Below are 26,324 nucleotides of genomic sequence, written 5' to 3'. Positions count from 1 at the left end.
AACACAAGGTGTTCGCGCTTTCGTGATATAATGGAATCAGTTTATAGACAGGAAAGAAAATCAACTAGAAAGAAGGGTCAAACGATGATACAAAAAACACGTGTGATGCTTTATGTCAATGACGTAGAGATGATTTGCCGATTCTTTGTAGAAAAAATTGGTGCAGAAATTTCAGAAACGATTGAATTGCCAGAAGAATTTAAGAGTATTGTGCTGAGTATCTCAAAAGAATTAGAATTAGGTGTATTCCCAAAAGTATTTGTGCAGAAATTTTCACCAGAAGTATTGGGACCGCCACCTTCTTTAGTCTTTTTTACGGATGAATTTGAAACTATCTACGAGAACATGGACGAACCTGGAGAAATCACAGACAACAATGGCGTCTTGACTTTCAATTTTTCGGACCCTGAAGGCAATTATTTTGTTATAGGAAAAGCTGAGTCGTCTGATTGAATAAAAAGGAGGATAAACAGTGGATCTAATGGGAAGGCTAGAAGGTTATTTGAAGTATCGGCGAGCAAAACATAGTGAGAAGCTTCGAGCAAGGAATCTCAAATCAGGAAAAAAGAAGACAAAAGGCTGGGGAAAAATGGTCGATACAGGTTTTGGCGGACTAAATAACCTAAATCCTGTCGATACAAAAGAATTCATCAAAGAAGAGCAGAAAAGGATGAATAAAGGGTACGCAAAAAAATGAACGGAAATTTTTGGATAGAAGCTTCATTTCTATCAACCGGATAAATAAAATAAACAACAATAAAGTACTGCTACTTGTTAGTAAGTTTTATTTTTTATAAAATAACTATATGGTTATTGTAGTTATGAAAGGAGTAGCAGATGGAAAAGGGTATCAAAGGGATATATAGATTATTTGCAGTACTAGTTATTTTTTTTATGATTTGGGCGATGGCATCAACTATTTTTTCGCCAAGGATAGGTGCGATATTCTCTTTATTCAGAGATAGTTATTCACCAAAAGTTACTATAGTTATTAATATATTTTGTCTGTTTTTTGCATTTCTTCTATTTTTTATTTTGAAAAATTTATTAAAGAAAATAAGAATAGATTGGGATTTAAGTGACAAACTGCTCTTTTATATATTTGGGTTAGAGTTAGTTATTTATGCAGTCAGCTTATTTCTTTTTATTAGATTTATTGGTTTTCATCAACCAGTCGATGATACTGCTATTACACTAAAATTTTTAGAGCAATTGAAGGCTGGAGAAAATTGGGGATATAATTATATGTATTCCAATCCTCAAAACCTATTGCTGATGTATATTTTTAGGGGAATACAATTTTTCTTTGGTACGAATTACTATCCGATCATTGCAGTATTTTGTGGCATTCATCTAATAACGATCATCTTTCTTTTTCTTTCTCTGAGAAATTTGAAAGTTAGTAATTTTGCAACATTGATTACTATTCAAATCATGTTATTTGCCGTCCAGATAACATTACATGTTCCTGTAGCCTATACGGATATACTTTCATTGTTTTTTGGCTCAGCCACATTCTTTTTTATAACTAAATATGTAAATAAGAAGAAACAGTATGTGAATAGAAACATTATTTATGTACTGCTTGCAACAGCAACTAGCACGATTGGTTTTATAAGTAAAGGGACGGGTCTTATCTTGATCTTAGCGATGATTTTATTCTTTGCTTTTTATCATACTGGGAAATGGCGGTTGCTAGCATTCCTTCCTTTAGTTTTTTTAGTTTTAGGAAATTTTGGGTGGAAACAATTTATCGATGCACAAAAACTCTATCCGAATAGTCACTATGGACAGCCCAATACACATTATTTGATGATGGGATTGAACAATACGCCTATTCCTGATAATTTATCTGGAGATGACAAGTATCGTTGGGTAGTGGGTGCTTATTCTAGCGCCGATCAAAGATTTACATGGGATATGTTCTTGGATAAAAAAATGCCTAAAAAAGAAGTGGAAGAAAAGCACCTATCTATCATAAAAGAACGATTGAATGCGATGGATTTTAAGCAATTCTTAGCTGCAATCAATAATAAGGTTGCAGTTACTTGGAGCTCAGGTGATCTAAAATCATCATTTGAAATATTTTTGGGTACAGGAAAAAATGAAAAGAATATGTGGGTATTCAGAAGTAAAACAAGTGGATTGATTTTATACGCTGTAATGATGGTGATTCAATACTTGGTTTATCTTGGAATTATTTTTACCAGTATAAAATTTTTCAAGAATATAAATCCACTAGTTTTTTTGAGTAACATATATATTTCTGGTTATTTTGCATTTTTATTGATCTGGGAATCTAGTCCTAGATACGCTATGGGGATTTTTGTACCTGCGATAATAATGATAGGACTGTTGATTGAAAAAGAGAAGACAAAAAGAATCTCTTAGTTTGTGGTCATTCACTAAATGATGTAATGTAGATAAAAGAAGACAAGTCTAATAAATAAGTTAGGTTTGTCTTCTTTATTTACAATAAAGAAATGTTTCTCTCTATAAAGAAGAATCTCAAATAGTGGAAATATGGATTTTTTAATCAAATAGAACGTTCGGATTTTGCTCAAAATCCGAATTTTTTGTTTACTTATGTTTTGTTTTAGTATATGATAAAACACGTTGTTTTATTAATAAATCGAAATTTTAACGGACTTTATTTATAATGTTCGGATTTAGGGGGATGGAAGATGAAGGAAAAAATACTTTCCTACTTCGAAATAGAAAAATTGAACACCACGGTAAAACGTGAGGTACTGGCAGGATTTACGACATTTATTTCAATGGCCTATATCTTATTTGTAAATCCAACTGTATTAGGTGCTTCTGGAATGGATGAAGGAGCGGTGTTCACTGCGACTGCATTAGCCAGTGCGATCGGCTGTATTTTGATGGGGGTATTAGCTCGTTATCCAATTGGAACGGCACCTGCTCTTGGGATCAATGCTTTCTTTGCTTATTCTGTTTGTTTAGGGATGGGGATCCCATGGGAAACAGCATTGTCCGGCGTATTCGTTGCTTCTTTGATCTTTATTTTGATTACAATCTTCAAACTGCGGGAAATGATCATTGATGCGATCCCAGCAGATTTGAAATATGCGATTTCTGGTGGTATCGGTCTATTTATTGCTTTCCTTGGTCTGAGCGAAGGTGGGATCATCGTTTCGAACGAATCTACATTAGTAGGATTAGGATCACTCAACGTTGGTTCTACTTGGTTGACGATTTTTGGATTAGTCGTCACGGCTATCTTGCTTGTTCGACGTGTACCAGGTGGCATTTTCATCGGGATGGCAGCTACAACGATTTTAGGTCTGGTCACAGGTTTGATTCCAATGCCTTCTGAAATTGTTGCCGCAGCACCAAGTTTGAAACCAACATTTTTAGTTGCGTTAAAACATGTAGGGGACATCAATTCTCTTCAAATGTGGGTCGTAGTACTAACATTCTTGCTTGTGACTTTCTTTGATACAGCAGGAACTTTAGTTGGATTAGCCAATCAAGCAGGCTTTATGAAAGACAACAAGATGCCTCGTGTAGGGAAAGCTTTAGCTTCTGATTCAACAGCTATGCTTGCGGGCTCCTTATTAGGTACTTCTCCTGTTGGTGCATTCGTAGAATCGTCAGCTGGAATCGCTGTTGGAGGACGCTCAGGAATCACAGCTATTACTACAGGGATTTTCTTCTTGTTAGGTTTGTTCTTTTCTCCATTACTGTCAGTTGTTACTTCACAAGTAACTGCACCAGCATTGATCATGGTAGGAGTATTAATGGCTCAATCATTACGTCAAATCGAATGGGGAAAATTAGAAATCGCGATCCCTTCCTTCTTGATCTTGATCGGCATGCCCTTAACTTATAGTATTTCAGATGGGATTGCATTAGGTTTTATTTTCTATCCAATTACGATGTTAGCGGCTAAAAGAGGAAAAGAAGTATCTCCAATCATGTATGGTCTGTTCTTTGTATTCGTGGGATTCATGTGGATATTGAATGTGAAATAAAGAGGTTGTGAAATCAGCGTTCTTCCCTGCATCAATCAATCCTTTCAAAAAACAGTTGAGGAAATTTTCTCAGCTGTTTTTTTGGTTTATTCTGTTACCGATAACAAGGTGCAATGACCATTTGAAAGCGTTACAATTTTTGGTGGAAGAAACTAAACTAGATGATTAAGCGAAAAATAGAAACATCCATTTATAGGAGGGAAATCATGGAACGAAAATGGTGGCATCATTCAGTTGTTTATCAAATCTATCCAAGAAGTTTTCAAGATTCAAATCAAGATGGGATTGGAGACTTGCAAGGGATTATTTCCAGATTGGATTATCTGGCATATTTGGGCATTGATGTGATTTGGCTTTCGCCAGTGTACGAGTCTCCAAATGATGACAATGGCTATGATATCAGCGATTATCAAGCAATCATGGCAGAATTCGGTACGATGGAAGAATTGGAGGAACTGATTGAAGAAGCAAAGAAAAGAAACATCCGTATCGTTATGGATCTGGTGGTGAATCATACTTCGGATGAACACCCGTGGTACATTGAGGCACGTAAAAATAAAGAAAATCCTTATCGTGACTACTATATTTGGCGTGATCCAGTCAATGGAGAGGAGCCTAATGGATTGCGCTCGATATTCAGTGGACCTGCTTGGCAGTTGGATGAGCAAACAGGGCAATATTTTCTGCACTTGTATAGCAAGCGTCAACCTGATTTGAATTGGAAAAACAAACAGGTTCGCCAAGCGATTTATCAAATGATGAATTTCTGGATCGACAAAGGTATTGGTGGCTTTCGTATGGACGTGATCGATATGATTGGCAAAGAACCGGATAAAGAAATCACAAGTAATGGACCTAAACTGCATGAGTATCTTCAGGAAATGAATCAAGCAACTTTTGGCGACAAAAATCTGATGACCGTTGGCGAAACATGGGGAGCAACTACCGAGATTGCTAAACTTTATTCCAATCCTAAAAGAAATGAATTATCCATGATCTTCCAATTCGAACACATAGGATTAGATCAGCAAGAAGGCAAAGACAAATGGGATTTGAAACCTTTGAGTATCTCTGAACTGAAAAAAGTATTATCGAAATGGCAAACTTCTTTGGGTGATGAAGGATGGAATAGTTTATTTTGGAATAATCATGATCTTCCGCGAATTGTTTCTCGTTGGGGAAATGACGATGTGTATCGAAAAGAAAGTGCCAAGATGTTTGCTATCTTGCTTCATATGATGAAAGGCACTCCTTATATCTATCAAGGAGAAGAATTAGGCATGACGAATTGCCCAATTGATGATATCGCGGAAGCAAAAGATATTGAGACAATCAATATGTATAACGAAAGGATTTCTTCTGGATTTACAAAAGAGGAAATCTTGGAATCAATCAATGCGAAAGGAAGAGACAATGCTAGGACGCCTATGCAATGGAACGCCAGTGAGCATGCTGGGTTTACTATGGGAATTCCATGGCTTCGAGTCAACCCAAATTATAAAGAAATCAATGCAGAAGAAGCGTTAGCAGATCAAAATTCTGTTTTTTATATGTACAAGAAATTGATCGATTTGCGTAGAAAACACGACATCATCGTCTGGGGTGACTATGAATTAGTAGAAGAGACGCCAGAGCATGTCTTTGCTTATTCTCGCATATATGAAGACCAGCGATGGCTCGTTGTTTGCAATATGTCCAGTGAAAAACAGGTGTTCACTGTTCCACGTGAAGCTTTAAGGATTATTGTGTCAAATTATCCTCTGAAACAGTTACCAGACGGCAAAGTCGAGTTACGACCATATGAAGCATTTGTGGTGGAAGTAAATAAAGAAAAGCTTATTTAATTGAAACGTATTACCGAGAGGTTGTGACACATTTTTTGTCACAACTTCTTTTTCTCAAATCTAGACAGAGGAGGCGGACATTATTCCGTGTTTTTTGACAAATCATAAAAATCATACTATGATATGTACGCCAATGGAGGGGATGAAATGGAAAAGCCAATTGAAAAAGCGTTGGATGAATGTCTTTTCTTTAGTGTGAAAAAGTTAGATCGCATGTTGAATAAATTAGCTGATGAAGCGTTTAGAAAAACAGGTCTGGCACCAACATATGGATTTATTTTATTGATATTAAAAGAAAAAGATGGTATACCGCAAAAAGATATTGCACAAATGCTCTATTCTGCGCCTTCAACAATCGCTCGTTTTGTTGAAAAATTAGAATATAAAGGATACGTCAAAACAGTTAGCGAAGGGCGCTTGTCATTAGTTTATCTTACAGAACAAGGACGCCAATTTACTAAGGAAGTCGATGGTAGCTGGGAAGAACTCCATCAGTCGTACAAAGCAGTCTTGGGAAATGAAGCAAGTAAAGAATTAGCCGAGATAATGAATGAAGCAACAGATAAGTTACAAAAAAAATAAAAATTTTTTTAAGCAAATTAGTTGCATGTACAACTAATTGAGTGGTTTAATAATAGATGATTCTCGATAGGTTAATTAGAGCAATTCATGGGAGGAATAACAATGTCACAATTTGATCAATCAATTACTTTACCTTCAGGAGTTCAATTGAAGAATCGATTGATGCTGTCGCCTATGACGACACAACTCAGCTTCTTCAATGGAGTGATCACCGAAGATGAGATCACTTATTATAAACAACGTTCTAAAGGACTTGGTGCTGTTATTACTGGTGCTGCAAATGTCCAAGATATCGGAAAAGGCTGGCCAGGTGAACTGAGCATCGCTCATGATGAAATGATTCCTCGCTTAAGTGAACTAGCTAAAGCAATCCAAGGAGAAGGTGCAAAAGCGATTGTTCAGATTTTCCACGGTGGACGAATGACTAGTCGAGCTACTCTATTTGGAGAACAGTCTGTATCTGCAAGTGCAGTTGCAGCGGAACGACCTGATGCAGAAACACCGCGAGCATTAAGTGAAAATGAAATCAAAGAAACAATCCAAGCATTTGGCGAAGCCACACGCAGAGCGATTGAATCAGGATTTGATGGTATCGAGTTGCATGGAGCAAATACGTATTTGATCCAACAATTTTTCTCTCCGCATTCAAATAGACGAGAGGATCAATGGGGCGGTAGCTTAGAAAATCGCTATCGTTTTATTGACGAATTATTAACAACGGTTTTCTCAACGGTTGAAAAATATGCAAAAAAACCATTCATCGTAGGGTATCGTTTCTCGCCAGAAGAATATGAAACACCAGGTATCCGTTTTGAAGACACGATCTGGCTTCTTGAACGATTACGTGAGACAAAATTAGATTATCTGCATGTTTCATTAAATGCGTATGATCGAAGAGCCCGTTCTGATAAATACAGCGATCAGTCGATTCTTGAAGCTGTCCATGACACGATCCAAGGAAAGATCCCTTTAATTGGTGTCGGAGGCATCCGTACTCGCAAAGACGTAGAGCAAGTACTGAAATATGCAGAACTTGCAGCAATTGGACAGCAAATGATCGTCGATCCTGACTGGGCAGAGAAATTATTGGAAAACCGTGAGGATGAATTTGTAACGAAACCTTTTGAAGAAGCATATAAAGAGCTTTATTTGCCAAGTCCATTATATAATTTCTTGAAAGCACGTTATCAATAACTCAATTTTTATAGAAAGAGGATGGAAAAATGAAAGTATTGATCGTATTAACAAATGTAGAAAAGTACGAAAAGATCGAACGTCCTACAGGTTTGTGGTTAAGTGAACTGACTCATTTTTATGATGTATTAGTAAAAAATGGAATCGATGCAGATTTTGTCAGTCCTAAAGGCGGATATGTACCTTTAGAACCGCAAAGCGTTTTGAATATGGATGAAATCGATTGGGCCTACTATAAAGATGAAGATTTCAGAAATCGGGCCTTGGGAAATACCTTACGCCCTGATGATGTGGATGCAAAAGATTATGCAGCAGTTTATTATGCTGGTGGCCACGGAACAATGTGGGATTTTCCAGAAGCAGCAGATCTTGGGAAAGTTGCTTCACAAATCTATCGAAATGAAGGACTGGTCTCAGCTGTTTGTCACGGTGTTGTCGGATTGTTGCCAGTTACAGATGAATCTGGAAAGTCTATTTTAGCTGGACGCACAGTGACTGGATTCAGTAATGAAGAAGAGGAAGCCAATGGTACAACGAATGAAGTACCATTCTTAGCAGAAGATGCTTTGAAAGAAAAAGGAGCTGACTATCAGTCAGGTCCAGCTTTCTCAGAAGTCGTTCAAATCGATGGACGTCTTCTTACAGGGCAAAACCCTCAATCTGCTCATCAATTAGGTGAAGTAGTGGTTGAAGCATTAAAGCATTAAAAATTGTCAGCATAAAAATGATAGGCCTATTCTAACTATTACATTACACACGCTAAAACTCGTCTTTTCGTTCTTTTCTGTTTCCTATTTGGACAGAGGTACGAAAAAGGCGAGTTTTTTGCCTTTCTAAGAGTACATTTTTTGAAACATCTCTTCAGAAATGATACTCTTCAATTAGGTCAACTAATTTATTACTGAGAAGCAGACCTAGTCACATGGTAGGATGGAGAGCGTGTGTTCTGCTACGCTGCCATGGATCATAGGAATGAGTAACCATGGTTTAAGAACATTGTGATTTCAGCCCATGTTGGCAGTCGCACACTTAATAAGAAAGAGGAATGCAGATGAACATTGTAATTGTCGGCGGGTCGTTTGCAGGGATTCATGCGGCTATTTATCTTCGCCAATTGATACCAACAAGTGAAATATATTTGATTGAAAAGCAATCGAAGTTAGGGTGGATTCCCAGCGGGTTCAATCTGATAGTAAAAGGAAAGGTCACCAGTGAAAAACAACTTTCTTGGATCACCAAAGAAGAGCTGATTGACCGCTATCGTATCCATGTTTACACAGAAAAGACGGTAATAGGATTGGAAGAAAAGAAAGTCATTTTAGCAGGCGGAGACAAACTGGATTTTGACCGTTTGATTTTGGCGACTGGTTCAAATCAAAATTTTCGAAATGTTCCTGCAGAAGCAAGGTTCATTCACCCAGTTAAAAAGATACAAAACATAGCTTCTCTTCAGCAAAAGATCATGGATGCAAAAAAAATTGCCATTATTGGAGCAGGTCAAGCAGGGATCGAAATAGCTGAAGGCTTATCATCAGGAAAAACACAAATCCATCTTTACGAAAGCCGAAAGTCGATTCTTTTTCGTTACCTTGACCCTGAAATGACGGAACCGTTAGTAAAGGAAATGAAAAATCAAGGGATATCGCTTTTCTTAGAAGAGCAAGTCGTATCTTTGTCCGAAAATGAAACCGCTGTAGTAGAGACGGAAAGAAGAAGGGAAAACTATGATCTTGTTTTGTTGGCTAACCATTCTCGCCCCGACAATCAGATGTGGGAAGAACAATTAACATTGAATGATGATGGAACGATCTGGGTAGATGACTACTTGCAAACGTCTCAAAAAGACGTCTATGCAATTGGTGATGCAATCCAAGTCACTTTTCGCCCAACAAATGAAAAAATGTACGTTTCTCTAGTAAATAACGCTGTCCGTACAGCGCGAAATGTCAGCAAGACAATTAGTGGTTCTGCGACAATGGATCAAGGAACCTATCGACCAGTTGGCAATCAGTGGTTTGGCTATTTCTTAGGAAGCGTAGGTATGACAGAAGAAGAAAGCATTTTTTATCCCCAAAAAATTGAAACAGGGTACGCAGAATACAAGCTTGCAGCAATAAACCAAAGCAAAGTCAAAATCAAATTCCTATTTGATTCTGAAAAAAAGATTCTTGGAGCACAGCTCCAAAGCAGAAAAGAAATGTTCCATCTTCTTGACCAACTGACAATCGCAGTAGAAGAAGGCTGGACGTTCGAACAGTTAGAAGAACATGAGCTGTTTTTCCAGCCAGAATATCGTGTGCCTAATATGGTGTGGTCAAAGGTGGCGAATACTGCCTATGAAGATTGAAGCATTATTAGAAAGAAAAGAGCAGTTACAGATCCTGATTTTGCGAAACCTTGTTCTGCAAGGAGGAACAGCCTCTATCAATGGATTGAGAGAGCATGTCCAACTGTCAAAAACCTCTTTTGATCAATATTTGGAAGATATTGAATTGATTGGCCGGATGATGGGAAAAAAAGTAGAAGTACAGCGAAACGAGTATCAGGCGCTGCTTGTGTTGGACGAAGATGTCAGTTTGGAAAAAGTTCTTTTGTTTTTATTACAGGAAAGCTTGAAGTTTAAGATGCTTGTCTATTTATTAGAACACCAGCAAGTATCCATCGTTCGATTAGCGACAGCGTTTAATATCAGTGAGTCTTCTGTTTTTCGAAAAATCAAAGAATTGAACCAGCTCTTAGAGGAATTTGGATTACAAATCAAAAACGGTCAATTATACGGAGAAGAGCTACAGATCCGATATTTTTATTATGAATTATTCCAATATATCCCGGAAGATCAACGACCGCTTTTTTTGCAAAATACACCAGAAAAAAGACCATTCATTCTAGGATTGGGCCGCGTATTAGAAACGACGTTTACGGCATCAGCAGAAGCACAGATTGCTTGCTGGCTCGGAATCACGAAAAAAAGACTATTGAATGAAAAAGGTACGTACGCAACTTTGAAAGAAAAGAAGTTGCTCTATCAGTCGGACCGGCTTTATCAAGCAATCGATCCAATCATCGTGATGCATCTTAGTCGAACAGCAGCAGAACTGAATGTATACGAAACAATGATGTTTTACAGCTTTTTTGTTTCTTTTTCGATAGTAGAAGAAGAAATATTTTATCAATATGATTTGACACGGAGCAAAAAGTTACCCACAGCTGTTTTGGATACTTATATTCGGGAAACGATGCTATGGCATTATCGTCCTCGTCGTTTGAAAATCAAAGAGGAAAAAGCAGTAGGCTACCAAATTTCACAAATAAACAGTGAATGGTTTTTCTTTGTTGGAAAGATCGAAGTCTACGAGCGTGATCGGCTTTTGGAGCAGCAGCAAAAAATGCTTGGGCATTCCTTAACACAGTTATTGGAGAAACTACAGGAAACAGCGATGCAACAATTGCCAAGGAAAAGCACCGAAGACAGTGCACTTAGTTATCTGATGATTCAGTATGCCAATGTTCTTTTGATGATTGATTTTTATATTGCAAAACCAGTAGTGATAGGGATCGATTTAGAAAGTTTGCCTATTTACCGTATTGCTTTCCAACAGTATCTGATCAGAGAACTGAGAGGAGTCAGCGGTATTGAGATTGAAAGTTATGAAGAAGGAAAAAACTATGATTTGGTCATAACATTTTGTCAGAGAAACAAGCAACAGAGTGAATATTATCTATCAGAATTTGCGTCGCCTTATGACATTATCCGATTGAAAAGAAGAATAGAAATGTTGAAAAAAGAAAAGAATTGATCAAAAACTAGCATCATAATAAAAAACTGTCAAAAAAAAGAAAAAAAGAATAAAATTTTGACAGTTTCTTTTTTTAAATGAGTAGTATGATAAAAGCAGTTAAAGAAAGCGTTTGCAGATAATGGAGGGAATCACAATGACAGAACCAACGTATATCATGGCGATTGACCAAGGTACAACTAGCTCACGAGCAATTATCTTTGACAAGAAAGGAAGACATATCGGCAGTTCTCAAAAAGAGTTCACGCAATATTTCCCGCAAGAAAGCTGGGTTGAACATGATGCAAATGAAATCTGGAATTCTGTACAGTCAGTTATTGCCGGAGCTTTCATCGAATCAGGGATCAAACCAAACCAAATTGCTGGGATTGGCATAACGAACCAGCGTGAAACAACAGTAATCTGGGAAAAAGATACAGGACGTCCAATCTATCATGCAGTTGTTTGGCAATCCAGACAATCAGCTGGAATTGCAGATAACTTAAAAAATGAAGGATATCAAGAATTTTTCCACGAAAAAACAGGACTAGTGATCGATGCCTATTTCTCAGCAACGAAGATTCGCTGGATTCTTGATCATGTAGAAGGTGCGCAAGAACGCGCTGAAAAAGGCGAGTTAATGTTTGGAACGATTGATTCGTGGTTAGTATGGAAACTGACCGATGGACAAGCACATGTTACTGATTACTCGAATGCCAGTCGGACGATGTTGTTCAATATCCATCAGCTAGATTGGGATCAGGAAATTTTGGATTTATTGAATATTCCTCGAGTGATGTTACCAAAAGTTACTTCTAACTCAGAAGTTTATGGTTATACGCAAGGTTATCATTTTTATGGAAGCGAAGCACCAATTTCAGGGATGGCAGGAGACCAGCAAGCTGCATTATTCGGACAAATGGCATTCGAACCAGGCATGGTCAAGAATACTTATGGTACAGGTTCATTTATTGTCATGAATACCGGTGAAAAACCGCAATTATCCAAAAATAATTTATTGACGACAATTGGTTACGGCATAAATGGAAAGGTTTACTATGCTTTAGAAGGAAGTATTTTTGTGGCTGGTTCTTCGATTCAATGGCTGAGAGATGGACTTCAAATGTTGCAAAAAGCTAGTGATTCGGAAGATGCGGCAAAACGCTCCACAAACGAAGATGAGGTCTATGTTGTTCCTGCATTTGTTGGACTGGGGGCTCCTTATTGGGATCAGGCAGCGCGAGGGGCTATGTTTGGTTTGACACGTGGAACGACAAAAGAAGATATCATTAAAGCTACTTTGCAGTCGATTGCCTATCAAGTGAGAGATATCATCGATACGATGCAAGATGACACTGGAATCAAGATTCCTGTATTGAAAGTGGATGGCGGTGCAGCAAATAATGAATATCTGATGCAATTCCAAACAGATATCTTGAATGTACCGATCCAACGTGCAGAAAACTTGGAAACAACAGCACTAGGGGCAGCATTTTTAGCAGGATTAGCTGTCGGTTATTGGAAAGATACAGACGAGATCCGCGAATTTTATGAAGCTGGCAAGCTATTTGAAGTTCAAATGGAGGAAGAGCGCCGAGAAAAACTTTACAATGGCTGGAAAAAAGCAGTAAAAGCTACCCAAGCATTTGAATAAGGAGGAAATCCATATGTTTTCAAACAAGACAAGACAAGATAGCATTCAAAAAATGCAGCAAGAAGAATTGGATCTGTTGATCATCGGTGGCGGAATCACTGGTGCCGGTGTAGCAGTCCAGGCAGCAGCATCAGGAATCAAAACAGGATTGATCGAAATGCAAGATTTTGCAGAAGGGACGTCCTCTCGCTCGACCAAACTTGTGCATGGCGGTATTCGTTATCTGAAAACATTTGATGTGGAAGTAGTAGCTGACACAGTTGGTGAACGTGCAGTCGTACAAGGTATTGCCCCACACATTCCAAAACCAGATCCAATGCTTTTACCAATCTATGAAGATGAAGAAGCAACAACCTTCAATATGTTCTCTGTCAAAGTAGCAATGGACCTTTACGACAAACTGGCAAATGTGACAGGAACTAAATATGAGAACTATACCCTGACACCAGAAGAAGTATTGGAAAGAGAACCATTTTTGAAAAAAGAAGGGCTAAAAGGTGCAGGTGTTTATCTGGATTTCCGCAACAATGATGCCCGTTTAGTGATCGATAATATCAAAAAGGCTGCAGAAGATGGGGCTTATCTAGTAAGTAAAATGAAAGCGGTTGGCTTCTTATATGAGGGCGATCAAATCGTTGGCGTCAAAGCTCGTGATCTGCTGACAGATGAAGTGATCGAGATCAAAGCAAAATTAGTGATCAATACGAGTGGTCCTTGGGTAGATAAAGTAAGGAACTTGAATTTTACGCGTCCAGTCTCTCCTAAAATGCGTCCAACCAAAGGGATCCATTTAGTCGTAGATGCGAAAAAACTGCCTGTACCGCAACCCACGTACTTCGATACAGGAAAACAAGATGGGCGGATGGTTTTTGCTATCCCAAGAGAAAACAAGACTTACTTTGGTACGACAGATACGGATTACCAAGGAGACTTTACGGATCCAAAAGTCACACAAGAAGACGTGGATTATCTATTGGATGTGATCAATCATCGCTACCCAGAAGCAAATATCACATTGAAAGATATCGAAGCAAGCTGGGCAGGACTTCGTCCGCTATTGATTGGTAATTCTGGTTCTGATTATAATGGTGGAGATAATGGATCGATTTCAGACAAGAGCTTCAATAAAGTGGTTGATACAGTAAGTGAATATAAGGAAAATAAAGTTTCTCGTGCTGAAGTAGAAGATGTGTTGAACCATTTGGAAAACAGCCGTGATGAAAAAGCACCTTCTACGATTTCCAGAGGTAGTTCTTTAGAAAGAGAACCAGATGGCTTGTTGACTTTATCAGGTGGGAAAATCACTGATTACCGTAAGATGGCAGAAGGAGCTTTACGATTGATTCGTCAGCTGTTAAAAGAAGAATACGGAATAGAGACGAAAGAAATCGATTCTAAAAAATATCAGATTTCAGGTGGAAATTTCGATCCAACGAAATTAGAAGAAACAGTGACAGAATTAGCAAAAGAAGGAGTAGCAGCCGGTTTAGAGGAAGAAGATGCTACTTATATCGCTGATTTTTACGGGACTAATGCTCGACGTATCTTTGAATTAGCAAAAGAAATGGCACCTTATCATGGCTTGAGTCTCGCTGAGTCAGCTCGGTTACGTTATGGCTTAGAAGAAGAAATGGTTTTAGCTCCAGGTGATTATCTCATTCGTCGTACGAATCATCTGTTGTTTGAACGAGATCAGCTGGATGAGATCAAGCAACCTGTGATCGATGCAATTGCTGGGTATTTTGGGTGGACAGAAGAGGAGAAGGCGCAACAGACTAAACGTTTAGAAGCATTGATCGCAGAATCAGATCTGCGGGAACTAAAGGGGGAGAAATAAATGAACAGTGATATGACTCAAATCATGGGGGAGTTTATTGGGACATTGATCCTAGTTTTGCTTGGAGATGGTGTGTGCGCGGCTGTGAATCTAAACAAAAGTAAAGCACAAGCTTCTGGTTGGATTGTCATCGCATTTGGTTGGGGACTCGCTGTAACAATGGCTGTCTATATTTCTGGATTCATGGGCCCAGCTCATTTGAATCCTGCAGTCTCTCTAGCTATGGCGATGACAGGGGCAATTAGTTGGAATCTTGTCGTTCCTTTCATCATTGCGCAAGTTTTAGGAGCTTTTGCAGGGGCCATTCTTGTTTGGCTTTCTTATTTGCCACATTGGAATGCAACGAAAGATGAAAGTGCGATTTTAGGCACGTTTGCAACAGGTCCTGCTATACGGAATTATCCAGCAAATGTAATCACAGAATTAATTGGTACATTTGTATTAGTTCTTGGGTTGCTAGCTTTTGGACAAAACGAATTTGCACCTGGAACGAACGTATTCGCTGTAGGTGGATTGATCTTAGCCATCGGTCTTTCATTAGGAGGACCAACAGGATACGCAATCAACCCTGCTCGAGACTTTGGTCCTCGATTAGCACATGCGGTATTGCCAATAGCTAATAAAGGAACTTCAGATTGGGCATATTCATGGGTACCAATTGCAGGCCCAATGATTGGAGCAATTATCGCGGTAGGTGTCTATTCGTTAATGGTGTAAATCTATAAAAGAGGTTGTGACAGAAGTGGTCAGCTTCAAGAAATAAGAAGGAATTGACGAAAATTGCTTCTCAAATTTTTGTAAAATTTTGGCTTATTACCGCAGATGCAAGCTTTTGAACACCGTTTATTCGGAAAGAGGGACTTTGACACGACTTTTGTCACAGTTCCTTTTTTTGTACGGTTTTACTCTAAGGTTTGACAATCAAAATGCGTCTTGCTATAGTTAAGTGGAAAATAAATAAGACCTAGAAGAATGGGGAATGTTTTGTGAGTGTAGCTGGTATCTAATCAGTAAGTCGAATAGCCAATAAACAAGGTTTATTTGGTGTGCTTATGAAACGGTACCTGTCAGGAAAACAATATCTTTGTATTCTAATGAGGATAGGACATGACTTTTTTAAGCTGTGTTCTATCCTTTTATTTATCTCTAGGCCCTTATTTATTTTGGGACAGGTATCTCTTCAAGAAAAGGAGAGAGTATGAACAACGAAATGATTAGTCAATTACAATTTGATCAGATCAAAACGGAAATCCAAGCAAGAGCAATTGGAAACTATAGCAAAAAACGAATCAGCAAGATGACGGCCTCGACAAACCTACAAACCGTCTTGGATCGTCAAGAAGAAACAAGAGAAGCACGCTTGATCTTAGAAAGTAGTCAGCATGTTCCATTTATGGGATTGCCGAGGATCGATGCACTGACAGAACAAGTCAAAAAAGGGCTGGTTCTGTCGCCCGCTGATTTGATCGAATATGCGGATTTTCTAAGAAGCAGTCGGATGATCACAAAGTTTTTTGATAAGAATCAATACCAGGCACCTTTGTTGTTTGCTTATAGCAAGCATCTTCCTGATTTGATAAATGTAGAAGAGTTGATTGACCAAAAAATAAAAAATAATAAAGTCAGTGACGATGCTTCACGTAATTTGCGTAAAGTACGCAAACAATTACAAATAATAGAAAAAGAAATCCAGTCAAAATTGCTGAAATTCTTGCGTCATCCGAAAAACAAAGAAATGATCCAAGAAGCAATAATCGTTCAAAAAGGTGAATGCTATACGATTCCTATCAAAGCCAGCTATAAAAATAAAGTAGATGGGACGATCATCGATGAATCGAACAAAGGAACGACGGTTTTTATTGAACCAACTGTGGTTTCTAAACTGAATGAACACTATCAGTTGTTAAAAGCTGAAGAAATCAGTGAAGAATATCAAATTCTGGCTGCATTGACTGGTGCTATTGCAGAAAATGAAGAAGCAATCGACTTATTGATCGAAACGATGACGGTATTAGATATCATTTTTGCTCGGGCAAAATTCAGTCGAGAAATCAATGGGATCACGCCTAAAATCAATAAATCAGAACATATCGTCATCAAACAAGGCAGACATCCATTTTTACCTGATCATGCGGTACCATTGGATGTTGAAATCGGTAAAGACTATCGAGGCTTGATTATTACCGGAGCAAATGCCGGCGGCAAAACAGTCGTGTTGAAGACGGTCGGTTTATTGACTTTGATGGCGATGTTCGGCATGCAAGTTCCGGCAAAAGAAGGGACGGAGCTTGCTGTCTTTGATGAGGTTTTCGTCGATGTCGGTGACCACCAAAATTTAGAAAATGCGTTGAGTACATTTTCTGGTCATATGCAAAACATTGCTGCTATTTTGAAAAAGATAAAAAGGAATACATTGGTACTTCTGGATGAGATTGGCAGTGGAACAGAGCCAAATGAAGGGGCTGCATTAGCGATTGCAATCATGGAATCTATGTATGAGCAGGGGGCATTGATCATTGCCACGACCCATTATGGAGAAATTAAGAAATTTGCCAGGGATCATGAAGATTTTGTGCCGGCTGCTATGGCTTTCGATCGGGAAGCACTTCGTCCTAAATATCAATTGCGTGTTGGAGAAACAGGAGAAAGCCAAGCTTTATGGATTGCACATAAAATGGCTATGTCTATGAAATTGATCCAGCAAGCAGAGCGTTATCTGGAGGAAAAAGCCTATCGGACACAGAAAAAAGAATTTCCTCCTAAGACAGCAGTTATAACTAGGAAGGACAATAAAAAAGAACGCCAGCTCTTTGCAAAAGGCGATCGAATATTTGTGAATGAATACCAAAAAGAAGCATTAGTTTATGAGGATATAGGTGAAGATACGATTGCCGTATATTTAGAAAAAGAAATGATCCATGTGCCTCGTCAGCGTGTTCGTCTGGTGCGTTCAGCAGAAAATCTGTACCCGACAGGTTACGATTTAGACAGTCTGTTTATCGATTTTAAAACACGAAAACAGCAGCGTGACCTAGAGCGAGGATCAAAAAAAGCCCATAAAGCGTTAGTAAAAGAAATGCGTAAACGACAGGAAGAAAGAAGAGCAAAAGCTGAAAACAGCAAGTGATTATTTCAGAGCAACTCATATGATCAGTGATTGTAAAAAATGACAGCAGTAAAATCATTGGTTTTATTCTCTATGTAAGCTAAAATAAAAAAAAGAGTGCTGAGGAGGTGGGACGGTCAAATGAAAATAAGCACAAACTGGCGTAAAGAAATCCAAACGATTCCGAATCTTTTATCGATATTCCGTATTCTCTTGCTGCCGATTTATCTTTATTTTGTGCTGAGACAGTCGTTTTATGTAGCAGGAGCAGTTATTGTTGTCTCAGGCTTGTCTGATTATTTAGATGGGGTCATTGCTCGGAGATATAATCAGGTAACAGACTTAGGGAAGGTGCTTGATCCGTTTGCAGATAAATTGACACAACTTTTCCTGATTTTGTCTATGGCATGGTATCGACCGTGGCTTTGGCTGTTGTTTGGTCTATTCCTGATAAAAGAAGGCTTTATGTTTGTAGCTGGATTAATCGGGCTATCTAAAAATATCAAATTAAGTGGTGCGAAGTGGTATGGCAAAGTAGCGACTGCTGTCATCTATGTTGGCATGATTCTTTTGCTGCTTTTCCCAGAATTACCAACGCTGTGGGTGAGAGTCATTTTTGCCGTCATCACTTACGGTCTTTTACAATCTTTTGTCTTGTATGCTGTCGAGTACCGAAAGATGTTTCAAAGAAAATAAAGAAGGGGTGTGACCTATGTCGCACTCCTTTTTTTGATAAATAGACTCCCAATAGCTACTTCTCGATAATAAGCCAACCAAACCAAAAACATGAGAAGTTGTTTTTAAAATTATTTCTTGTAACTCGGAGTTAAATGGTAGGCTCACAACCTCTGGGTAAACGGTGTTCAAAAGCCAGTTTCTCGGTATTAAGCCAAATATATGCAAAAAAGTAGAAAGCCATTTTCACAAAATTTTTCTTAATACTCGAAACTAAGCGACTTTTTCACAATCTCTTCCTTAAACGGTGTTCAAAAGCTTGCATCTGCGGTAATACGCCCAACCAAACGAAAAATAGGAGGAGCTATTTTTGTTTGGCTGTTCTTATTACTTGATGCAGGACAGCTTTTTCACAACCTCTTCCTTAAACGGTGTTCAATCAGCTGACCTTCGGTATTAGCTCAAAAAACGGCAAAATATGAGGAGCTATTTTCCCGTTTTTTTCTCTAATACTCAGGTCAAACCGCTGATTTCACAACCTCTGATACACGGTGTTCCAGAAGTAGCTTCTTCGAAAAATAAGCCGAAATTTCACAAAAATTTGAGAAGCAATTTTCGTAAATTCCTTCTTATTTCTTGAAGCTGATCACTTCTGTCACAACCTCTACTGACTAAGGCTTGATATAAGCATAACCTTGGGATTGCAGTTCAACTAAATCAAGTACACCTGCTGGTACAACGATTACTTGTTCAGGTAAAGAACTTTCTGAAATGTGATTAGCACGCATAGCATTCGCACAAGCGTGAAAAACGACTTCTTTCAAATCTAAGAATTCTGCATTGGCAGAGTCTAGATAACCGGTAATCGCGATGCCGTTGATGGAAACGACGATCGTCGTTTCAGGAGAAGCTTTTATCAGGTTTTTTACTTTTTTCCCTGTTTCTGACCATTTTTCTAATTCATCAATATGGAAAACGACTTTCATTGAAATCATTCCTTTACTTTTTAATAATCATCTTGATCGCTTGCTCTAATTTAGCCGCTTGTTCTTCTGGATTACTATCAGGATTCTCAAAGCAATTTTTCAGATTATCTGCAACGATCATTCCCATTACGCGATCAATGCTAGAACGAACAGCGCTTAATTGAGTGATGACATCCATACATTCTTTTTCATCTTCGATCATTTTTTGGATACCACGAATTTGTCCCTCTGTACGTTTCAAACGGTTCAGGATATTTTTATTCTCAATCTCCATAGCACATTCTCCTCTATTTTTTATAACTCGATAATACCCCTAATCGGTATTTTATGCAAATATAAAAAGCAGTAAAAAAAATGAAGAGTCATTCTGGTTGACAGAATAAGAAAGCTCCTGTTTAATATACCCCGCAAGGTATTCATAAAATATAAACGAGGTGCAGAAAATGAGTTTGTTATTTCAACCAATAAAATCGATAACAGTCCCAGAATTAAAGGAAAAGCTTTTAGAAAAGCCAGTATTACTTGATGTTAGAACACCTGTAGAATACCGGGGTGGGCATATAAAAGGAGCTAAAAATATTCCATTACAAAGCATAAACAGATATGATGGAGACAAAGAAAAGACCGTTTATGTGATTTGTCAATCAGGGATGAGGAGTAAACAAGCAGCAAAAGAATTAAAGAAATCTGGTTATGATGTAGTGAATGTACGTGGCGGTATGAATCAATGGTTTGATCGAACAGTAGGAGGGAAATAAGATGAAAATCGTTATTGTCGGAGGTGTAGCTGGTGGGATGTCTGCTGCTACACGGCTTCGCCGGTTAATGGAAGATGCAGAAATCGTTGTTTTTGAAAAAGGGCCGCATGTTTCTTTTGCAAATTGCGGCTTGCCTTATTATCTTTCGGGTGAAATCAGTGACCGGGAAAATCTCCTTGTCCAAACGCCAGAATCATTAGCTGCTCGTTTTTGTTTAGATGTGCGTCCAAATCATGAAGTGACAGCTATCTTTCCTGAAAACAAAACGGTAGAAGTCGTACATGGAGGTCAAAAACACTTGGAACAGTACGATGTATTGGTTTTATCTCCTGGCGCAAAACCAGTTGTTCCGTCGATTCCAGGGATAACAGAAGCCGACAATGTTTTTTCTATTAGAAATGTACCAGACATCGATAAAGTGATGCATGCGTTAGAAAAACAGCCAAAGCGTGCCGTGATCGTTGGTGCAGGATTCATCGGATTGGAAATGGCAGAAAACCTAAAAAAAAGAGGTTTAGAAGTCATGGTGATCGAACAAGCGCCGCATATTCTTCCGACGCTAGATGAAGAAATGGCAGCTTTTATAGAAAAAGAATTGTCTCATCAAGGAGTAGAAGTGATTACTTCTCATGCTGTCGCTGGATTTGAAGACCACGGGAAACGATTGCGACTGGATGACGGGCGTACCATTCCTGCTGATTTAGTTATTTTATCCATTGGTGTCCGTCCTGATAACCAGTTAGCAGTGACCGCTGGAATCGAATTAGGCATACGCGGGGGTATCCTAGTAGACGAACGATATCAAACGAATATTCCTGATATTTATGCGGTGGGGGATGCTATCGTTGTAAAACAGCAAATCACTGGAAAAGATGCACTTATTTCTCTTGCTTCACCAGCCAATCGTCAAGGTAGACAAGTTGCAGACACGATTTCCGGAATTTCTCGAAGAAATCAAGGCAGTATTGGAACAGCAATTATACGAACATTTGGAATGACCGCCGCATCCACCGGATTAAGTGAAAGAACAGCCAAAGAAAACGAGCTGTCTTTTGAAGTCGTTCATGTGTCAGGAAAAGATCATGCAAGCTATTATCCAGAAGCAACAGATATTTTACTGAAGTTGATCTTCCATCCAGAGACTGGCGAGATTTATGGTGCACAAGGTGTTGGGGCAAAAGGTGTGGATAAACGGATCGATATTTTAGCAACAGCAATCAAAGGGCATTTGACGATCTTCGATTTGCCGGAGTTAGAATTGACGTATGCACCGCCATTTGGCTCAGCCAAAGATCCAGTAAACATGCTAGGATATGCAGCAATGAACATTGCAGAAGGGCTTAGTGAAACCGTACAATGGCATCAATTGCCGACAGAATTAGCAAAAGGAAAAATTTTATTAGATGTGCGAACAGCAGAAGAATTGGAAAAGGGCAAATTCAAGGAAGCCAAACATATCCCTTTGAATGAACTTCGGGACCGATTAAATGAATTAGACAGCCAACAAGAATATATCGTCAGCTGTCATAGCGGATTACGTAGCTATCTAGCGGAAAGAATCTTGAAGCAGTCTGGCTACCACGTAAAAAACCTTGATGGTGCATTTTCTTTATATCAAACTGTCCGACCTGAAGAACTGATATATCCTAACAAATGATACTCGTTAAAAAACTTGCATTCGACTCTTAAAAGAGGTAAACTAATCGGTTCCACCACTTTAAAAAAAGAGGAGAATGTGTATGGTCAACACACAAAAGCAGTTAGAAGAAGCATATCTGAAGAACGTGTATCAAAAGTTAATCGATAAAAAAAACGAACTGCGTGAATCGATGGATACGGCAAAAATAGAAGGAAACCAGTCGTTGAAAGAAATGGCTGGCGAGCTTCGATTGAATTTTGACAGTTACTTAGATAATCTGGATACTTTTTCGATGATTGAAATGAAAAATAGAGAAATCGATCAGATGAATATCAAACAGAAAAACGCAGAAAATCAGCTAGCAAAGATTGAACGTTTATTGAAAAGTCCCTACTTTGGAAAAGTCGTTGTAGACTTTCTGGATAATGAGCCAAAAGAATCCTTTTATATCGGTACAGCAAATTTCACAGATGATGCAGATGAAAATCTTGTTTATGATTGGCGTTCACCAATTGCCGAACTTTTTTACAATAACATGATTGGTCCGTCTTCTTATACGGTTCGTCAAAATAAAATCGATACGGTTATCAAAGAAAGACGACAATTTATTTTGGAAAGAGATCGTTTGGTCAAGTTTTTTGATACGTCTGTAGCTATCCAAGACGATGTGCTATTAGAAGTGTTAGGTCAAGATGAGACCAATGAAATGAAGGCTATCACTGCTACGATTCAATCGGAACAAAACACAATCATTCGGGATGTGAAAAGTCAAAATATCTTGGTAAATGGCGTAGCAGGAAGTGGTAAAACCTCTGCTATCATGCAGCGTATTGCGTATCTGCTCTATTTATATCGAGATACGATGACATCTGATGACTTGCTGATTCTATCGCCTAATCATCGGTTCATTGACTATATTTCGAATGTCCTACCATCATTAGGCGAAAGAAATCCACTGAATCTAACCATCTTGCAGCTGGTTTCACAGCTTTCAGCAGAGGAAATAGAAGGTGAAGAAGCTTATTTCAAACGTATCACGAAAGAAAATATATCAGAGCAAGCAGAACATTTGCGTAGTAAAGAGTATATCGATGATCTAAAAGAATCCGATCTTTTGTTTCTAGATCATCCTGATTTTATCCGTGGACTTACTAAAAATGGAAAAACAGTTCTTTCTAAAAAAACGATCGAAAAAATATATGAGAAAGTCCCTGCTCATCCTAAATTGATCGATAGGCTTCAAGCAACGAAAAAGGCACTGATGAGCGAATGGAAGAATCATCTTTTGAAACAAGCAAAAAGTCCTGCTGTGCAGAATCAGGTACTCTCGTTGACAGAAGATAGACAGTTGAAATTATTCGGTGAATTGATTTCTGATGATTCGGAACAAAGTATCGCAGCTTATGCAAGGAAACTTTTACAAAAAAACTATCGAAAAATAACCAGACAGATCGAAGAAATGGCATGGGTGGATGAGCACCGATTGTTTGAAAGAATTTATGAAAAACGATATGGCTCAGCTTATGTTTGGCAACACACACGTACTGTTGATGAAGCAGTCATTTTATTAGCTATTCATCATTTGCTTGTTGAAAAGGTAAATGTACCAGCGTTTCGCTATCTATTGATTGATGAAGTACAAGATTATACCCTGGCACAATTAGGTCTATTGATCGAATTATTTCCAAAAACTCACTTTACTTTAGTAGGTGACGAGAATCAAGCAATCTTTAATTCTTCCACTACTTTTGCTGATATTATGCGTTGTTTCGACGACTACCATCTGCCGATCCATCGGTATGATCTTAGAAATAGTTACCGTTCTAGCGGAGCAATCACAGAGCTTTTCAAAACCTATGCTGTGGATCAAGAGAAGATCGACATCATATCGATCCGACCGCAAGGAAAAGAACCCGAATACCGTTCTTTTCGATCCTCTGAAGAATTGTTGGAAATACTAGCTGAGATTTTGGATTCTCTAAAAGGAGAAAAAGCGGCAATTATTACCCAAACAGAAAAGGAAACCCAAACGCTGCAAGAATCGATTAAAAAAAGTTCATATGGATTAAAAAACTGCCAGATCATCCCTTTGAGTCTAGCAAAAGGACTGGAATTTGATCATGTAATCTTGTATCCATTTGAAAACGATAGAGATGAGCAAAGAAGACGCAGACAAATGTACACGGCGATATCTAGAGGAATGAAAAGCATTGTTGTATTGGAAAGAGAAACATAATTAAGAGATAAAAAAATAAAAAGAATAACTGATAAAAAGAACAAAATATTTTTCATTTGCCGATGAGAAATGTTTTGTTCTTTTTCTTAGGAAAAATTTAGGAACGCTTTATGTGAAAAGAAATGAAAAGTATGGTAAACTCCTACGTCGTAACAAAAAATGTGAGGTGAGGATATGAAAAAAGTAACAAGAGAAGAAGTTGCATCGATTTTGGTGAAAGATAAGTATTTTTCAAAAGGTAATTATTGGTTAAAAATTTGGCAAACGCTAGTGGCTCTTTTCGGTTGGATGATCGTTGTTCTTCCTTTTATATGGGTGTTTTTCCCATTAACGAGACCAGAAAGAGCCAAGAATTTTTACTTGTACGCTTTTTTATTGGAAAAGAAAATGCTGTATTTCTTCATCGGCTTTTTTGCATTGATCTTTTTCAGCTTCCTGATTATCTCATTTGTGTTGACTAGATGGAACAATCGAAATTTGTATAGAAAAGTAAATAAGTCTTTTGAATATGAAGATGAAGAATTGGAAAAAAGACAAGAATTACTTGAAGAAATGTATACGGAGCGTTTTGGAACAAAAGAAGAGAGAGAAACGGTCCGTTTTTATTCTGTCTCCGAAGAGAAAAATCTAGATACGACACTCATTACAGATTTGTATAAAGAAAATGGGGTGGAACTGAAATGACCTCAATCACTCATACAGGTAATCAATTCCTAGATACTTGTTTGTCTATCATGTATTTTTTCCTCGTTTCTTATCCGATTTTAGGCGGATTTGCATGGTTTATTGGAGTCTGGTGTTATGTTTTTTTATACAAACATAAACAAAAAGAATGGGTAGATGTTCCATCGGGTGTCGAACCGTTCATTACGATCATGGTGCCAGCCCATAATGAAGAGATCGTGATCGAAGAGACGATCGAGTATTTGATGACGAAATTGAATTATCACAACTATGAAGTATTAGTGACCGATGATGGTTCAACGGACCAAACACCAGAAATATTAGCCAGACTGATGAAAAAATACGCTAATCTTCGTGTGGTTCGGATCGAAAAAAATAAAGGGAAAGCCCATGCGTTTAATATCGGACTTGCCTTTGCAAAAGGAAAATTGATTTTAAGTAATGATGCAGATACGGTACCGGAGCCAGATGCACTGAACAGGTATGTGAATTATTTCATTCGCCCTGGTGCAAGACATATTGCTGCGGTCACTGCAAACATGGATGTCCAAAATCGTACCAAGTTGATTGCAAAATCGCAAACGGTTGAATTCTCAAGTATCGTTGGTATCATCAAACGAACACAGTCAGCTGTTTTCGGTGGTCTTTATGCGTACAGTGGGGCAAATACGATGTATCGAAAAGCAGCCTTGATCGATGTGGGCGGATTCAGACAAGATCGAGCGACAGAAGACATCAGTATTGCGTGGGATCATCAGTTGAATGGCTGGGTATCTGTTTTTGCTCCTGGGATCATCTTTTTCATGGAAGTACCTGTGACGTTGAAGATGCTATATCGACAAAGAAAACGTTGGGCAAAAGGCGGAACAGAAGTCTGGCTGACGAATTTCAAAAAAGTGATGCTCCATCCTTTTAAACATATCGGAAGAACAATCATCTTCATTGATCAAACATTGAGCATTGTCTGGTCAATATTCTTTTGTATTTCCATGATTCTTTTTATTGGGTTGATTGGGCATTATGTGTACCAAGGAAACTATGAACAGATCTATGTCACTTTTACATTCAGTTTTGTGTTCATCTGCTTTGAAATGGTCGCAGGATTTTTCCAGTTGCTAGCTTCGCTGATTGTAGATGATCGACGAAGAAAATTGAAATACCTTCTTTTCGCACCACTATATATGCTTTTGTTCTGGATAGTGAACGCGATAACAATCGTGACGACTTTCATTCCAGCAGTCAAAACGATTTTAGGTTATGGAAGCGGGACATGGAAAAGTCCGGAACGTACAAAAAAATAAAAGATGCACCGCTTTTTAGACAAACAGCCTGTTGTGTTTATGGTTCTTCCAGAC

General features: G+C 38.3%; 22 protein-coding genes. 20 read left to right on the top strand and 2 right to left on the bottom strand.

Annotation, left to right across the window (positions count from 1 at the left end; all coding sequences use genetic code 11):
- Positions 1-30: 30 nt before the first annotated feature.
- From A5816_RS09300 to A5816_RS09225, 15 genes are all read left to right on the top strand, one after another.
- Entirely contained in the window at positions 31-453 is a 423-nt protein-coding gene (locus A5816_RS09300) for a glyoxalase (protein ID WP_002375060.1), read from the top strand.
- 19 nt (positions 454-472) lie between these two features.
- A complete protein-coding gene (locus tag A5816_RS09295; RefSeq protein ID WP_002312725.1) occupies positions 473-697 on the top strand; it encodes a hypothetical protein in 225 nt (74 codons plus the stop codon).
- Positions 698-837: 140 nt separating this feature from the next.
- Positions 838-2,391, top strand: coding sequence for a hypothetical protein (locus A5816_RS09290; RefSeq protein WP_002375058.1), 1,554 nt, complete (start codon positions 838-840; stop codon positions 2,389-2,391).
- A gap of 293 nt (positions 2,392-2,684) precedes the next feature.
- Entirely contained in the window at positions 2,685-3,998 is a 1,314-nt protein-coding gene (locus A5816_RS09285; protein ID WP_002292548.1) for an NCS2 family permease, read from the top strand.
- A 206-nt stretch (positions 3,999-4,204) separates the two neighbouring features.
- The gene (locus A5816_RS09280) at positions 4,205-5,842 is read left to right on the top strand and encodes an alpha-glucosidase (RefSeq protein WP_086311211.1); all 1,638 of its coding nucleotides are present in this window, start codon (positions 4,205-4,207) and stop codon (positions 5,840-5,842) included.
- 147 nt (positions 5,843-5,989) lie between these two features.
- Positions 5,990-6,424: a MarR family winged helix-turn-helix transcriptional regulator gene (locus tag A5816_RS09275; RefSeq protein ID WP_002310682.1), complete on the top strand. Its 435-nt coding sequence runs from the start codon at positions 5,990-5,992 to the stop codon at positions 6,422-6,424.
- Between the two features lie 102 nt (positions 6,425-6,526).
- Positions 6,527-7,618: an NADH-dependent flavin oxidoreductase gene (locus tag A5816_RS09270; protein ID WP_086311210.1), complete on the top strand. Its 1,092-nt coding sequence runs from the start codon at positions 6,527-6,529 to the stop codon at positions 7,616-7,618.
- A 29-nt stretch (positions 7,619-7,647) separates the two neighbouring features.
- Positions 7,648-8,325, top strand: coding sequence for a type 1 glutamine amidotransferase domain-containing protein (locus A5816_RS09265; RefSeq protein WP_002375052.1), 678 nt, complete (start codon positions 7,648-7,650; stop codon positions 8,323-8,325).
- A 344-nt stretch (positions 8,326-8,669) separates the two neighbouring features.
- On the top strand, positions 8,670-9,965 hold the full coding sequence (locus A5816_RS09260) for an FAD/NAD(P)-binding oxidoreductase (protein WP_025478552.1): 1,296 nt from the start codon (positions 8,670-8,672) through the stop codon (positions 9,963-9,965).
- Positions 9,955-11,415 carry a helix-turn-helix domain-containing protein gene (locus tag A5816_RS09255; RefSeq protein WP_002375048.1) on the top strand — a complete coding sequence of 487 codons (1,461 nt, stop codon included), beginning with the start codon at positions 9,955-9,957 and terminating at the stop codon, positions 11,413-11,415. The genes A5816_RS09260 and A5816_RS09255 overlap by 11 nt, the downstream gene beginning before the upstream one ends.
- A 136-nt stretch (positions 11,416-11,551) precedes the next feature.
- The gene (gene glpK / locus A5816_RS09250; RefSeq protein ID WP_010731869.1) at positions 11,552-13,048 is read left to right on the top strand and encodes a glycerol kinase GlpK; all 1,497 of its coding nucleotides are present in this window, start codon (positions 11,552-11,554) and stop codon (positions 13,046-13,048) included.
- A 13-nt stretch (positions 13,049-13,061) separates the two neighbouring features.
- Positions 13,062-14,885, top strand: coding sequence for a type 1 glycerol-3-phosphate oxidase (gene glpO / locus A5816_RS09245; RefSeq protein WP_086311209.1), 1,824 nt, complete (start codon positions 13,062-13,064; stop codon positions 14,883-14,885).
- A complete protein-coding gene (locus A5816_RS09240) occupies positions 14,886-15,602 on the top strand; it encodes an MIP/aquaporin family protein (RefSeq protein WP_002292560.1) in 717 nt (238 codons plus the stop codon).
- Positions 15,603-16,083: 481 nt separating this feature from the next.
- Positions 16,084-18,012, top strand: a complete 1,929-nt coding sequence (locus A5816_RS09230) for a mannonate oxidoreductase (RefSeq protein ID WP_086311208.1) — start codon at positions 16,084-16,086, stop codon at positions 18,010-18,012.
- Positions 18,013-18,132: 120 nt separating this feature from the next.
- Positions 18,133-18,687, top strand: a complete 555-nt coding sequence (locus A5816_RS09225) for a CDP-alcohol phosphatidyltransferase family protein (RefSeq protein WP_025478550.1) — start codon at positions 18,133-18,135, stop codon at positions 18,685-18,687.
- Between the two features lie 650 nt (positions 18,688-19,337).
- Here the strand turns inward: A5816_RS09225 and A5816_RS09210 are convergent.
- Both A5816_RS09210 and A5816_RS09205 read right to left on the bottom strand, forming a co-directional pair.
- Entirely contained in the window at positions 19,338-19,652 is a 315-nt protein-coding gene (locus A5816_RS09210) for a DsrE family protein (RefSeq protein ID WP_086311207.1), read from the bottom strand.
- A gap of 13 nt (positions 19,653-19,665) precedes the next feature.
- A complete protein-coding gene (locus A5816_RS09205) occupies positions 19,666-19,926 on the bottom strand; it encodes a metal-sensitive transcriptional regulator (RefSeq protein ID WP_002292566.1) in 261 nt (86 codons plus the stop codon).
- A gap of 169 nt (positions 19,927-20,095) precedes the next feature.
- Between A5816_RS09205 and A5816_RS09200 the strand changes: the two genes are divergently transcribed.
- The 5 genes from A5816_RS09200 (at position 20,096) to A5816_RS09180 (ending at position 26,270) form a co-directional block, all read left to right on the top strand.
- Positions 20,096-20,410 carry a rhodanese-like domain-containing protein gene (locus A5816_RS09200; protein WP_010731875.1) on the top strand — a complete coding sequence of 105 codons (315 nt, stop codon included), beginning with the start codon at positions 20,096-20,098 and terminating at the stop codon, positions 20,408-20,410.
- Between the two features lies 1 nt (position 20,411).
- Positions 20,412-22,067, top strand: a complete 1,656-nt coding sequence (locus tag A5816_RS09195; protein ID WP_086311206.1) for an FAD-dependent oxidoreductase — start codon at positions 20,412-20,414, stop codon at positions 22,065-22,067.
- A gap of 82 nt (positions 22,068-22,149) precedes the next feature.
- Positions 22,150-24,285, top strand: coding sequence for a UvrD-helicase domain-containing protein (locus A5816_RS09190; RefSeq protein ID WP_002373581.1), 2,136 nt, complete (start codon positions 22,150-22,152; stop codon positions 24,283-24,285).
- A 174-nt stretch (positions 24,286-24,459) separates the two neighbouring features.
- Complete coding sequence (locus A5816_RS09185) at positions 24,460-24,969, top strand: hypothetical protein (protein ID WP_086311205.1); 510 nt, start codon at positions 24,460-24,462, stop codon at positions 24,967-24,969.
- The gene (locus A5816_RS09180; RefSeq protein WP_002373579.1) at positions 24,966-26,270 is read left to right on the top strand and encodes a glycosyltransferase; all 1,305 of its coding nucleotides are present in this window, start codon (positions 24,966-24,968) and stop codon (positions 26,268-26,270) included. Before A5816_RS09185 ends, A5816_RS09180 begins: the two co-directional genes overlap by 4 nt.
- The last annotated feature ends 54 nt before the right edge of the window (positions 26,271-26,324 follow it).

The sequence above is a fragment of the Enterococcus sp. 3G1_DIV0629 genome (assembly GCF_002141285.1).
GTDB classification, from domain to species: domain Bacteria; phylum Bacillota; class Bacilli; order Lactobacillales; family Enterococcaceae; genus Enterococcus_B; species Enterococcus_B lactis.
This window is presented reverse-complemented; position numbering and strand designations above follow the sequence as displayed.